Source organism: Paraburkholderia franconis (assembly GCF_009362735.1).
In the GTDB taxonomy this organism is placed as follows: Bacteria; Pseudomonadota; Gammaproteobacteria; order Burkholderiales; family Burkholderiaceae; genus Paraburkholderia; species Paraburkholderia franconis.
The window spans coordinates 22519-35750 of record NZ_WHNP01000034.1; the positions used below are offsets into that span (position 1 = coordinate 22519).

Genomic DNA, 13232 nt, shown 5'->3' on the forward strand with positions numbered 1-13232 from the left:
TTGAAGTCCTCTTGATCGCCGATGCCACGATGAGCCGCATACGATGAGTTACTCGTTCGATTTCAGCAGCTTCGACATGTACGCGGGCATGCTCGTGCGTGGCGTCGGCGTGACGCTCGGGCTCACGGCCGTCTCGACCGTGCTGGGCGGCGTCGTCGGCATTGGGGGCGCGGCGGCTGCCGCGTCCGGTCCGAAATGGGCGCGCGCGCTGATCGCCACGTATGTCGAGCTGATCCGCAACACGCCGTTTCTCGTGCAGCTCTTCTTCGTGTTCTTCGGGCTGCCGAGCCTCGGCATCCACATCGATGAGATCGAGGCCGCGATTCTCGCGATGACGGTCAATCTTGGTGCGTACGCAATCGAAATCGTGCGCGCCGGCATCGAGTCGATTCCGCACGGACAGGTTCAGGCCGCGCAGGCGCTCGGCCTGGAGAAGCGCCAGGTGTTTCGCCATGTCGTGCTGCCGCAGGCGGTCGCCAACGTGTTCCCCGCGTTGCTGAGCCAGGTGCTGATCGTGATGCTCGGCTCGGCCGTGGTGTCGCAGATCTCGGTGCCCGATCTGACCTACGCGGCGAACTACATCCAGTCGCGCAACTTCCGCTCGTTCGAGGCGTACCTGATCATCACCGCGACGTATCTGGTGCTGTCGATCGTCTTGCGTCGACTGCTGAACCGGCTCGGCAAGGGGCTCTTCGCAGGGCGCGCGGCCCGCTCCACGGATGCGCCGCGCGGCCTCTTTCGCAACCTCCTCGGATGGCGCGGCGCGCGTCCGGCGCCGTCGACGGAGCGGCCGTCATGATCGAATTCACGCTGTGGGACATCGCGCGCAATCTGCTGCTCGCCGCGCGCTGGACGGTGCTGCTGTCGCTGATCGCGTTCGTCGGCGGCGGCATCGTCGGGCTGTTGCTGCTCGCGATGCGCGTGTCGCCGTTGTCGTGGCTGAGGCGCGTCGTCGTGCTGTATGTCGAGCTGTTCCAGGGCACGCCGTTGCTGATGCAGCTCTTTCTCGCGTTCTTCGGCTTGCCTTTGCTCGGCGTCGACGTATCGCCGTGGGTCGCCGCGACCGTCACGCTGACGCTATACACGAGCGCGTATCTCGCGGACATCTGGCGCGGCTGCGTCGAAGCGGTGCCGCGCGGACAATGGGCCGCGGGCGCAAGCCTCGGCATGACGTTCGGCCAGCAGCTGCGCTATATCGTGTGGCCGCAGGCGCTGAAGATCGCCGTCGCGCCGACGGTCGGGTTTCTCGTGCAAGTGGTCAAGAGCACGGCGCTCACGTCGATCATCGGCTTCATCGAACTCACGAAGACGGGCACGATGATCACCAATGCGGCGTTCCGGCCGTTTCCGATCTATGGAATGGTCGCGCTGCTGTACTTCGCGATGTGCTTTCCGTTGACGTGGTATGCGCGGGTGCTTGAGCGCAAGCAGAAGGTCGGGCAGCATCGGTGACGTTCTTTCGTTGCGAAGGTGCCTGCATTGAAAATGCGAGCGCCTTCGCCCACAAAACGCTTATCGTGCAGCCTGAGTCGCCTTCCTCAACTTCGCGACGTCGGCCGCGCCGACAGCAGGCGCACCGTTATTCCAGCCCGCGCGAACGAACGTGAGCACATCGGCGATCTGCTGATCGTTCAGCACGCTCGCGTACTTCGGCATCGGATACGGCGCGGGAATACCGCCGATCACGAGGTCTTCCGTGCCGTTCAGCGTCACGTTGATCAGCGATGTCGCGTCCTTTTCCAGCACGTTCGGGTTGCCGGCGAGCGGCGCGAGCATCGGCGCGAACGCGCGTCCATCGACGCCATGACAGTGCATGCAGTACGCCGTATAGACGCGCGCGCCCGCATCATTGGCCGGCCGCGTCAGCGACACTTTCGTCGCCTTCGCATCGTATGCGTACGCGGGACCGCCCGAGCCGCCCGCCGCAGGCAACGACTTCAGATAGCGCGCCATCGCGGCGACATCGGCATCTGTCATGGCTTGCGTGCTGTTGTTGATCACGCTCGTCATCGCGCCGAATGCGGACGCATGCCGACTCGCGCCCGTCTTCAGGAACTGAGCGACGTCCGCGTCGGACCAGCGGCCGAGACCCGTGTTGTGCTCGCCCGTCAGATTCGATGCGAACCAGTTCTCGAGCACGCCGCCCGTCAGATACGCGTTGCTGCTTTCGTCGAGCGCCTTCTCCTCGAACGCGATGCCACGCGGCGTGTGACACGAGCCGCAATGCCCGAGGCCCTGGATCAGATACGCGCCGCGATTCCACGCAACGTCCTTGTCCGGCTTGTTCTGATACACGCCGTTGTCGAGAAAGACCAGGTTCCAGAGTTTCAGCGGCCAGCGCATGTTGAGCGGCCACTTGATATCGGACTCGCGATTCGCCTGCTTCACGGGGGCGACACCGTTCATGAAGTACGCGTAGAGCGCATGCATGTCGTCGTCGTTGACCTTCGCGTACGACGGATATGGCATCGCCGGATACAGGTTGTGGCCGTCCTTCGCGACGCCCTCGCGCATCGCGTGCCTGAAATCGTCCTCGCTGTAGCGGCCGATGCCTGTGTCCGGGTCGGGCGTGATGTTGGTCGAGTAGATCGCGCCCATCGGCGTCGTCATCTGCAGGCCGCCCGCGAACGGCTTGCCGTGCGGCGCCGAGTGGCACGCGATGCAATCGCCCGCCTTCGCCAGATATTCGCCGCGTTTGACGAGAGCGTCGTCGGCAGCGTGGGTGATGGCAGGCAGCGCAAGCACGGCTGCTGTAACGAATGCCTTCCATGTCGTGTTCATCGCAGGCCTCCGTTCACGCACTCATCAACTGATTGCCGACGGGCAACTGCCGCAGCCGCTTGCCCGTCGCCGCATAGATCGCATTGGCGATCGCGGGAATCACGGCGGCCGTCCCCGGCTCGCCGATGCCGCCCGGCGCCTCGCCGCTCTTCACGATATGCACGTCGATCGGCGGCGTTTCGTTGATGCGCAGCATCCGGTAGTCGGTGAAATTGCTCTGCTGCACGCGGCCGCGGTCGAGCGTGATCTCGCTATAGAGCGTCGCTGTGATCGCGAAGATCACGCCGCCCTGAATCTGCGCTTCGACGGTGTTCGGATTGACGACCATCCCGCAATCGACCGCGCACACCACGCGATTCACCTTGACCTCGCCCTGATCGACGGTCACATCGGCGACCATCGACAGATAGCTGCCGAACGCATGCATCACCGATACGCCGCGCCCCTGACCCTTCGGCAGCGCGCCGCCATAGCCGGCCGCCTGGGTCGCGACGTTCAGCACATTCAGCGCGCGCGGCGACTTGCCGAGCAGATCGCGCCGGTACTTGACGGGGTCCACCTTCGCTTGCGCCGCGAGTTCGTCGATGAAGCTCTCGACGACCCACGTGCCCCGCGTCGGCCCCACGCCGCGCCAGAAGGCCGTAGGTATGTCGCGCGGCTCCTGGCGCACGTAGTCGACGAGCTGGTTCGGCAGGTCGTACGGCAGGTCGGCCGCCACCTCGACGGCATCGGGATCGACGCCGTTCTTCACGGCGGGCGGCGCGAAGCGCGCGAGAATCGATGAGCCGACGATCCGATGCTGCCACGCGATCGGCTTGCCGTTCGCGTCGAGCCCGGCCGAAATCCTGTCGTAGTAGTACGGGCGATACATGTCGTGCTGGATGTCCTCTTCGCGCGTCCACGTCACCTTAACGGGCACATTCAGTTGCTTGCCGACTTTCACCGCCTGCGTGACCATGTCGGCTTCGAGCCGCCGGCCGAAGCCGCCGCCGAGCAGATGGTTGTGCACGACAATTTTTTCCGGCGGCAGCCCTGTCACTTTGGCGCCCGCATCCCGCGCCCGCGTCGGCACCTGCGTACCGACCCAGATATCGCAGCCGTCTGGCTTCACATGGACCGTGCAGTTGATCGGCTCCATCGTCGCGTGCGCGAGAAACGGCTGCTGATACACGGCATCGACGCGCGTCTTCGCCTGCGAGAACGCGTTGTTCACGTCGCCCTCCTTGCGCGCGACGGCGCCTTCGCGCTGCGACGCTTTCACGAGATCGTCGACGATCGTCTGCGTCGATACCGACGCGCCCGCGCCTTCGTTCCATGTGATCTTCAACGCCGCCGCGCCGCGTTTCGCGGCCCACGTGTGAGCGCCGATCACGGCGACGCCATTGTCGATCTTCATGATCTGACGCACACCGGGAATCTTCTTCGCGGCCGTATCGTCGACGCTCGCGAGCGTCCCGCCGAACACGGGGCAGTTGACGATGGCCGCATAGACCATGTCGGGGAGACGCACGTCGAGACCGAACATCGCGCTGCCGTCCACTTTTTCCGGCGAGTCGAGACGCTTTGCCTGCGTGCCGATCAGCTTGAAGTCCTTCGGGTCTTTCAGCGTCACGTTCTGCGGCACGGGCAGCTTCGCGGCGACATCGGCGAGTTGCCCATAGCCGATGCTGCGCTTGCTCTCCGCGTGAACCACCTGGCCGTTCTCCGCATGACACGACGCCGGGTCCACCTGCCACTGCTGTGCGGCGGCGTTGATCAGCAGCACGCGCGTCGTCGCACCCGCGCGGCGCATCGGCTCCCACGCATAGCGGATCGACGTCGAGCCGCCCGTCAGCTGGCCGCCGAGCAGCGGATCGGTGAAGAGTTTTTCGTTGGGCGGCGCATGGTCGATCGTCACGCTGTCGAGCGGCACTTCGAGTTCTTCCGCGATCAGCATTGGAATCGACGTGTACACGCCCTGTCCCATTTCGACCTTCGGGACGATCAGCGTGACCTTGCCCGCCGTGTCGATCTGCACAAAGGCGTTTGGCGCGAGCACGCCATTTTGCGGCGTCTCGACGCCATCGCCGCCGATCACCGTCTTGCGTGCGTCGCCTTGGCCGCCCTGACTTTGCGCGGGCACGCTGAAGCCGAGCAGCAAACCGCCGCCCGCCATCGCGGCGACGCTCGCACTGAACTTCAGAAACGCGCGGCGCGTGACGGGCGAATGGTCGTCGTCGCGCGGCTTGCCGTTTTGAGCATCGAGCAATCCTTGCGACATGTCACGCCTCCTTCGCGGCCCGCTTCACGGCCGCGCGAATCCGGTTGTACGTGCCGCAGCGGCAGATGTTGCCCGCCATCGCCGCGTCGATGTCGGCGTCGCTCGGAGTCGGGTTCTGCGCAAGCAGCGACGCTGCCTGCATCACCTGGCCCGACTGGCAGTAGCCGCATTGCACGACGTCGAGGTGCCGCCATGCCGCCTGAACTTTCTTGCCCGCAGGCGTATCGCCGACGGCTTCGATCGTCGTGATCTTCTTCTCGCCAACAGCCGCAATGGGCAGCACACAGGAACGCACGGCCACGCCGTCCAGATGCACGGTGCACGCGCCGCACTGCGCAATGCCGCAGCCGAACTTCGTTCCCGTGAGACCGATGATGTCGCGCAGCACCCAGAGCACGGGCATGTCGTGCGGCGCGTCGATGGTATGAGACTGGCCGTTGATGTTCAGCGTTGTCATGTCCATTCCGTAAGTGGGTGCCGTTTATCCGCCGACGCCTGACAAAATGCAATCGATCCCCGCACTTTGTCACGCATGGCGCGCTAATCGTGCAACGCGCATGGATGCACACAGCGTGCATCGACCCATTGCGCATGCAATCAAAAACTGAGGTCAATCGATTGTAGTGGCACGTTAAAAAACGTGCGTGCGGACTGCCCGCCGAGGCTATCGCTCGATACCGATTGCACCGGTGTTCGATGTCGCGTGTAATAGCCGTGCACGCTATCTGCCTGGAGTCGAACGATGAACGACCAACGCGCCATTCAGTTTCTTGGGGACATTCGCAAGCCGCTGCTCGTGCTGCACAAAGCGATACTCGATCACGAGCGCGCGTTGTATGAAAAGGAGTTCGGGCCTGTCACGCCCGCTGCGTTCCTGCAGGTGTTGATCAACGGCTCGGGCTTTCGCTGGCTAACGCCGCTATCGACGGTGATCGCCAATGTCGACGAGACTCTCGACAACGACGAAGCGACTTCCGCTGAACGCACCGCAGCCGTGGAGTCGACAGTGGGCCTTTTCTCCGATGACGTGCCGGGCAATCTGTTTCTGCCGCGCTATCGGCAGATCTTGCAGAACAGCCCCGAAATACTTCATGCACATGGACAGGTCGCGCCGATCCTGAAGTCGGTCGAAGGGGCGTGACCATCGTTATCCATCGAAACAGATCGCGCTCGCGCGGTTCGCGAAACGGAGTTCAACACCGATGAAGCAATGGACGCTCGATCAGACATTCACATACCGCGATCAGGCCGTGCGCTATCGGACCTTCGGCGATGGTCCGCCGATCGTTCTGATTCACGGCACGCCGTTTTCATCATGGGTATGGCACCGGATCGCGCCGCATCTCGCGCATGAACGCAAAGTGTATGTCTACGATCTGCCCGGCTATGGACAGTCCGAAATGCGTGAAGGCCAGGACGTCTCGCTCGGTGTGCAGAACGGCGTGCTGGGCGCGCTGCTGGCGCATTGGAAGCTCGATGCGCCCGATGTCGTCGCGCACGATTTCGGCGGCGCAACAGCGCTGCGCGCGCATCTGATCGATGGCTGCGAATATCGAAGCCTGACGCTGATCGACCCGGTTGCCGTCGCGCCCTGGGGCTCGCCGTTCGTCAGGCACGTGCGCGAGCACGCGGCGGCGTTCGCTGGCCTGCCTGCGTATATCCATGCGGCAATCGTCGATGCGTATATTCGCGGCGCGGTCGCGAGGCCTATTTCCACTGAGAGTCTCGCTCCCTATGTCGAGCCGTGGCTCGGGGACATCGGGCAGCCGGCCTTTTATCGTCAGATCGCGCAGATGGATCAGCGCTATACGGATGAAGTCGAAGCGCGCTATCCGCGGATACGCTGCCGCACGCAGATTCTGTGGGGCGAAGACGACCAATGGATTCCCATCGAGCGCGGGCGGCATCTGGCGAGTCTCGTGCCCGGCGCGCGTTTTCAGGCCGTGCCGAACGCCGGACATCTGATGCAGGAAGACGCGCCCGAAGCGATCGTCGCCGCCGTGATGCGCTGGATCGGCTGAGCAACGGGCCTAAACGTAGCGAGGCGCCGGCGAACTTCGTTCGTCGGCGCCTTGCCTTCAGGCCGGTATTCCGTGCACGCGTTGAAACGGCTCGATCAGCTCCGTTGATGCGGCAGAAAAGGCATCGGATCGATTGGCTTGCCGTCGTGGCGCAGCTCGAACAGCACGGAGACGCGCGAGTTGTTCTCGCTGCCCATCTCGGCGATCTGCTGCCCCTTGCGCACGATGTCGCCCGTCTTCACGAGCAGTTTGCGATTGTGCGCGTAGGCCGTCAGAAAGTCCTTGTTGTGCTGGACGATGATGAGGCTGCCGTACTCGTTGAGCCCCGTGCCCGCGTACATCACCTTGCCGTCCGCAGCGGCCCGGATCGGGTCGCCCGGCTTGCCGCCGATTTCGATGCCGCGCGTCTCGCCCGGCTGGAAAGCCTCGACGACGCTGCCCTGCGCCGGCCAGATCAGCGACACGCCCTTCGCGTGACGCGACACTTCGGCGTTCACTTCGCGCGCTTCGGCGGCGCTCGGCGCAGGCGCGGCGGCCGAAGCCGTCGTGCTCTGTGCGTTGTTCGAGCCGTCGGCGTCATTCGAATCGCTGCCGGTTGCGCTGCTGACTGTCGCGCCCGACGCATTGCCGGCGTTCGCATTCACGCTCGACGTCGATCCGTTTGAAGCCGAAGAAGATGTCACCGGCATCGCGACCATTTTGACGGCATCCGGCGACGACACCTTCAGTGACTGACCGGCCCGCAAGCGCGCGTGTGGTTTCAGATGATTCCACGCGACGATCTGCGCGACCGTCACGTTATGGCTGCGCGCGATGCGGGCAAGCGAATCGCCGCGCCGCACCTTGTACATGACGGGCGGCACGGGTTGCGCGACCATCTGCGTCGCGGGTTGCGCGGGCGTTGAATTTGCGGCCGTCTGGTTGCTCGCGGCCGCGTCATTGTTATTCGCATTCTGTTCGCCGACGTGCGCGCAGGCACCCAGCATCAAGGCGAAGGCAAAGCTCGCGAAACTGGCCCACGTCTTATCGAGTCCACTCATCGACATCTGCTCTCCCGCATTGTTCGTTAAAGACCGGATGCGCGCTTCTGCCTGCCCAGCAGGTGTCGACCGACACTTGCGAACGGTGGCGCAGCATGCCGCCTTGATGCGGCTGCAACCTTCCGGCGCTGTGCCGGAATCAGCCGATGCCCTGCCGGAGCCGCGTCAAACGTGATGCGATCTTCCGTCAAAAGGGCCAGATTAAGCGTCTAAAATGAATCCCGCATTGTAGATTGCGTGCGCCGGAAAAGCGGGCGGCCCGAACACTCTGATACAAATGAAATGTTTGACGGCGGCTTTTTTGCTTGCCCCGCCCTGCGACGCCCGTCGCGCGGGCGTCGAAGCGTCATGACGACCGCTCAATCTCATATCGGCATGACGCGCACGAAACTTGAGACGCGCGCCGTTACCCCACCGTTGCCCTTTATGGAGACGAACGCATGACTGGCCCTGTCGAATCGAAAACCATCAGCGTGTCGATCGCGCGCGATTGGCGCGAAGTCTACGCATTCATGGAGCACCCGCTGTCGTTCGCGCAGTGGGCATCGGGGCTCGGCAAGCCGTTGCGCGGCGAAGGCTCGCAGTGGACCTTCGAAAGCGCCGACGGCCACCCCGTCACCGTGCGCTTCACGCCGCGCAATCCGTATGGCGTGCTCGATCACTATGTGACGACTGAACACGGTGACGAGATTTACGTGCCGATGCGCGTCATCGCGAACGGCGACGGCGCCGAAGTGCTCTTCACGCTGCTGCGCGCGGCCGACATGAGCGACGCGCGATTTGCCGCCGACGCGCAATGGGTCGAGCGCGATCTCGCCGCGCTGAAGCGGTTTCTCGAGAAGCGCTAGCGCAAGGCGCGCATCGCTTCATGCACGCACGATCGTCACGCCGAGCGCATCGAAGGGCGCGGTCGCTTCGCGAGGCGTGCCCTTCTCGACGACAATCGTACTGGCCGCATTGATGTCCGCGATCTTGTAGGCGGACGCGGCGTTCAGCTTCTCCGACGACGCCAGCACGACCGTCTCCGCTGCGTGCGCCGCAAGCGCGCGCTTGATGTACGCCTCCTCCAGATCGCCCGTGCTGAGCCCCGCCTCGGTGTGAACGCCCGTCACGCCCATGAAGTAGAGATCGGCGCGAATGTGGCTGAGCGCTTCGATGGCAGCCGCGCCCACCGTCACCATCGAATGACGGAACAGCCGCCCGCCGATTAGCACGACTTCGAGCGCTTCGTGTTCCGCCAGTTCGACCGCTATGCTCGGGCTGTGGGTCACGATCGTCGCGCGCAGATCGATCGGGAGGTGGCGGGCCAGCTGGATCGCCGTCGTGCCGCCATCGACGATTGCAATCTGCCCCGGTGCGATCATCTGCGCGGCGGCCCGTCCGATCGCCGCCTTCGCCTCCGAGCCGATCGACCGGCGCTTCGCGAGGTCCGCCACGGCCGGTGACGACGGCAACGCGCCGCCATGGACGCGCTGCAACTTGCCTTCGGCGGCAAGCTCGCGCAGATCGCGCCGCACCGTGTCTTCCGATACGCCGAACGATTCGCTCAGGGGCTTCGCCAGCACCTGGCCGTCGCGCTTGAGCGCATCGAGGATCAGTTTCTTGCGTTGAGAGGTCAGCATCGGGTTTGCCTGAATAACGGTCCGCGATAGCCACCTGCTCGGCTATGCACGATTTTTCTTGATTTTGCATGAATCTGCACGATACCATGATTCGACAGCGCGGCCTATCCGGGACGCGTCCTACCGGAATCACCGCCTCCGATTCCGGCCTCGACACAGGAGTGCACATGAGCGGAACCGTTGAACGCGTGCGTATCGTCAACGTGCAGGTGCTATCCGACGAATGGTACGTGCTGAAGAAAACCACCTTCGACTATCAGCGCGCCGACGGCAGCTTGCAGCGGTTGAGCCGCGAGACCTACGACCGCGGCAACGGCGCGACGCTTCTTCTCTACGATCTGCGGCGCAGAACCGTCGTGCTCACGCGGCAGTTCCGCTTCCCCGCCTTCGTCAACGGCCATGATGGGATGTTGATCGAGACGCCTGGCGGGTTGCTCGAGGAAGCGTCACCGGAAGAAAGAATTCGCGCCGAGGTCGAAGAGGAAACGGGCTATCGAGTCCAAACGGTGCGCAAAATCTTCGAGGCATTCATGAGCCCGGGCTCGGTGACGGAGAAGGTCTATTTCTTCGTCGCCGAATACGACGCGGGCACGCGCGTGGGCCGAGGCGGCGGAGTCATCGACGAGGGCGAAGACATCGAAGTGCTTGAATTGCCGCTCGTCGATGCGCTAACGATGGTTGCGCGAGGCGAGATCATGGACGGCAAGACTATCATGCTGCTGCAGTATGCGGCTTTGCATTTGTTCCGGGAATGAACTTGCGCGTTCGCAATTCGGGCGCCATAAAAAAGCCCGCCGCTCTTCGAATGAAGCGCGACGGGCAATGCGTGGAAAGCTCACGACACGAATGTCGCTTGCTACATGACGCTTAGAACTTGTGGCGGATCGCTGCGCGGAACGCAAACTGATTCGCCGTCGACGACGGAGCCTGTGTGCCCAGGATGAACGCGTTGTCCATGACGGAGTTCGTCTTGTCGCCCGCGACCTTCTGATACATGCCCTGCACGTAGAAGTCCGTACGCTTCGAAACGTTGTAGTCCGCCATCAGGCCGACTGAGTGGACCTTCGGCTTCACGCCGCCCGTCGATGCATCGTAGCTCTCCATCGTGTACACGTATTCGCCGCCGACGAAGAACGCGGGCGTGACCTGATACTTCGCGTTCAGTTCGAAGTTCTGGAACTTTAGTGTGTTCAGCGTCGCGCCCGGCGCGATGATCGCGGCCGGATCGGCCAGATAGCCGTTGCCCGTCGGGTTTTTGTAGTTCGAGTTCGTGTACGCAAAGCCGACCGTCGCCGAGCCGAGCGTGTAGTTGATGCCCGCGCCAAACACGCGCATACGTTGCGCAAGAAAGCTTGCGTCGTTGGTTGCGATCGCGCCGCCCGTCGTCGCGCCCGCGTTATTCGCCTGCAGGTACGCGGCGGCGAGCAGCAGACCGCCCGTCGCGTATTGCGCGCCGATGCTGTACTGACGGTCGTTAGCGAAGTTCGTGTCGTTGCTGAAGCTGTACGTGCCGCCGAACTTGAAGCCCGCGATGTCGGGGCTCGCATATTTGATCGTGTTGTTGACGCGGAACGAGTTGTCCGTGTTGTCGTTGTCGAACGGATGCGAGAACAGATAGCCGGACCAGTTGCCGTTTGACGTCGTTTGCGCAAGGTAATCGACGACGGAATCGTACTGACGGCCGAATGTGACCGTACCGAACTTATCGTTCGACAGACCGACATACGCCTGACGGCCAAACATGCGGCCACCTTGGCCGAGCCGGCCGCTATTCAGGTCGAAACCGTTTTCCAGCTGGAAGATAGCCTTGTTGCCGCCACCCAGGTCTTCCGCGCCCTTCATGCCCCAGCGGCTGCCTTGCGCGTAGCCGCTTTGCAGCTCGACTACGCTGTTGCCGCCGACGTTGTTCGTATAGTCGATGCCCTCGTCGATCACGCCATACAGAGTGACACTGCTTTGTGCAAAGACGGAAGCGGTGAATGCGGCGGTGGCGGCCAATGCGATGACCTGTTTTTTCATTGAATGATCTCCGTTTGTTGGTAGAGGTGTGATTCGTTGTGTTCTGTTTTATACAACTATTCATTCGTCATGCTAAATGTATATAAAGCTTTTTGGAGCTTTACACACATGTGTTATCGACCCACAACGCATGCAGCGGACGAGATGCTGCCCGAGCTAGTGCGTGCAGTCCAGTTGAAGCATTCACGGGTGTGAGATTCGTTGTGAAACGCCCACAATTGGTGCGTCAATTCGTGCGATTGAATGGGTCTGTCAGACTGGTTCTAACGAGACATGACCCGCTTTCGTTAAAACTTTCTTCTCAGAGACAGCCGCAAGGTGAATCGGAATTGTCTGATTTGATGTGTCGAAACGTCTACGTATTCTCTGCGCCTCTATGAGGCGTCCGTTGAAGCGCGTATTGAACCTCGCCTCACACCCTCGTCACCATGCGCCACGGCGCCGTCACGCAGCAGGGAATGCATTGATGAAGATGACTCATTGTCCTGACTCATACACTTCACGCCATGCCGTGCCCAATCCGGGTTTTAGTCGCTTCCTAAACCCTATTGGAATCCTTGTATTCGACGGGTTCTCGATGTTGCCTGTGGCAGAAGTCGTCGACGTCTTCGATAAAGCGAATCATGTTCTCGCGGCCGCACACCGTGACACGCCCACCTACCGCACTGCCTTTGTTTCCCGCCACGGCGGTTGTATATCCAGCTCGGCGCACATCGACGTATTGACACAATCGATCAAACTTTTGGGTAAAGCGCGAGCACTATTCGTCGCGAGCGGTGAAACGGGGGATACGCAATCCGATGGATGGCTTCGCGAAGCGACAGTTGAATCAGACGAGATCTTCCCTATTGGTAACGGCGACGCGTTGTTGTCCGCGATGGGGGGATCAAGTCGCTGGTCTACGGCGGGCAACCAGACTCCTACCAGGGACTTGCGCGCTATGGACACTGGGAGCGTCACTGCCCCACACGCGCCGATGCCACGCTCCGGAATCCGACAGGCACTCGAAATAATCCGGCGGGATTTTGGCGTTGCCATTCTACGTCGTGTTCTGGAGTTGCTGCCCGATACAAATCGGCCAGAGCTTGCCTTGATTGCAAGCGATAACGGCAAATCGATCAGGCAGAAAATTCAGGAAAGCGCGCAGTGGATCACGCGCAATTGCAACAAGTCGATTTCCATTACGGTAGCTGCACAAACGGCGAACATGAGCGACCGCTCATATTTACGGCACTTTCGCGCGGAAATGGGCGTCAATCCTTCTGAGCATCTCCGGCGTTCGCGCATCGAGCTTGCTGCGGCCATGCTGGAATCGAGCGATCTGCCTGTCGACAAAATTGCAAGACGATGCGGACTGACGGGTGGGGAATGCCTTGCGAGACTTTTTAGGCAGGTTTGGCATATTTCTCCGACAGAGTATCGGAGTCGGTTGCGTTCAACGTGCTCAAAGACATGAGAATTTTTGTCGAGACGAAGCCGCGTATTCTGA

General features: G+C 62.2%; 13 protein-coding genes. 7 read left to right on the top strand and 6 right to left on the bottom strand.

Annotation, left to right across the window (positions count from 1 at the left end):
- Positions 1–43 precede the first annotated feature (43 nt).
- The gene (locus tag GCT13_RS29255) at positions 44–799 is read left to right on the top strand and encodes an amino acid ABC transporter permease (protein WP_152764023.1); all 756 of its coding nucleotides are present in this window, start codon (positions 44–46) and stop codon (positions 797–799) included.
- Entirely contained in the window at positions 796–1452 is a 657-nt protein-coding gene (locus tag GCT13_RS29260) for an amino acid ABC transporter permease (protein ID WP_152764025.1), read from the top strand. The genes GCT13_RS29255 and GCT13_RS29260 overlap by 4 nt, the downstream gene beginning before the upstream one ends.
- A gap of 60 nt (positions 1453–1512) precedes the next feature.
- Here GCT13_RS29260 and GCT13_RS29265 read toward each other — a convergent pair whose 3' ends face one another.
- From GCT13_RS29265 to GCT13_RS29275, 3 genes are read right to left on the bottom strand one after another with little or no spacing between them, the layout of a single operon-like run.
- Positions 1513–2781, bottom strand: a complete 1269-nt coding sequence (locus tag GCT13_RS29265) for a c-type cytochrome (protein ID WP_152764027.1) — start codon at positions 2779–2781, stop codon at positions 1513–1515.
- A 13-nt stretch (positions 2782–2794) separates the two neighbouring features.
- A complete protein-coding gene (locus tag GCT13_RS29270; RefSeq protein WP_152764029.1) occupies positions 2795–5041 on the bottom strand; it encodes a xanthine dehydrogenase family protein molybdopterin-binding subunit in 2247 nt (748 codons plus the stop codon).
- 1 nt (position 5042) lies between these two features.
- Entirely contained in the window at positions 5043–5498 is a 456-nt protein-coding gene (locus tag GCT13_RS29275) for a (2Fe-2S)-binding protein (protein ID WP_152764031.1), read from the bottom strand.
- Positions 5499–5783: 285 nt separating this feature from the next.
- On the opposite strand from GCT13_RS29275, the gene GCT13_RS29280 reads away from it, so the two are divergent.
- Together GCT13_RS29280 and GCT13_RS29285 are read left to right on the top strand one after the other, a co-directional pair.
- On the top strand, positions 5784–6182 hold the full coding sequence (locus GCT13_RS29280) for a hypothetical protein (protein WP_152764033.1): 399 nt from the start codon (positions 5784–5786) through the stop codon (positions 6180–6182).
- A gap of 61 nt (positions 6183–6243) precedes the next feature.
- The gene (locus tag GCT13_RS29285) at positions 6244–7062 is read left to right on the top strand and encodes an alpha/beta fold hydrolase (protein ID WP_152764035.1); all 819 of its coding nucleotides are present in this window, start codon (positions 6244–6246) and stop codon (positions 7060–7062) included.
- Positions 7063–7157: 95 nt separating this feature from the next.
- Here GCT13_RS29285 and GCT13_RS29290 read toward each other — a convergent pair whose 3' ends face one another.
- Positions 7158–8108: a peptidoglycan DD-metalloendopeptidase family protein gene (locus GCT13_RS29290; RefSeq protein ID WP_152764037.1), complete on the bottom strand. Its 951-nt coding sequence runs from the start codon at positions 8106–8108 to the stop codon at positions 7158–7160.
- Between the two features lie 434 nt (positions 8109–8542).
- On the opposite strand from GCT13_RS29290, the gene GCT13_RS29295 reads away from it, so the two are divergent.
- Positions 8543–8950, top strand: coding sequence for an SRPBCC family protein (locus tag GCT13_RS29295; RefSeq protein WP_152764039.1), 408 nt, complete (start codon positions 8543–8545; stop codon positions 8948–8950).
- 18 nt (positions 8951–8968) lie between these two features.
- Here the strand turns inward: GCT13_RS29295 and GCT13_RS29300 are convergent, their stop codons facing one another.
- Positions 8969–9724: a DeoR/GlpR family DNA-binding transcription regulator gene (locus GCT13_RS29300; protein WP_152764041.1), complete on the bottom strand. Its 756-nt coding sequence runs from the start codon at positions 9722–9724 to the stop codon at positions 8969–8971.
- 167 nt (positions 9725–9891) lie between these two features.
- Between GCT13_RS29300 and GCT13_RS29305 the strand changes: the two genes are divergently transcribed.
- On the top strand, positions 9892–10479 hold the full coding sequence (locus GCT13_RS29305) for an NUDIX domain-containing protein (RefSeq protein ID WP_152764043.1): 588 nt from the start codon (positions 9892–9894) through the stop codon (positions 10477–10479).
- A 112-nt stretch (positions 10480–10591) separates the two neighbouring features.
- Here the strand turns inward: GCT13_RS29305 and GCT13_RS29310 are convergent, their stop codons facing one another.
- A complete protein-coding gene (locus GCT13_RS29310) occupies positions 10592–11743 on the bottom strand; it encodes a porin (protein WP_152764045.1) in 1152 nt (383 codons plus the stop codon).
- A gap of 466 nt (positions 11744–12209) precedes the next feature.
- On the opposite strand from GCT13_RS29310, the gene GCT13_RS29315 reads away from it, so the two are divergent.
- Complete coding sequence (locus GCT13_RS29315) at positions 12210–13199, top strand: helix-turn-helix domain-containing protein (RefSeq protein WP_152764047.1); 990 nt, start codon at positions 12210–12212, stop codon at positions 13197–13199.
- The last annotated feature ends 33 nt before the right edge of the window (positions 13200–13232 follow it).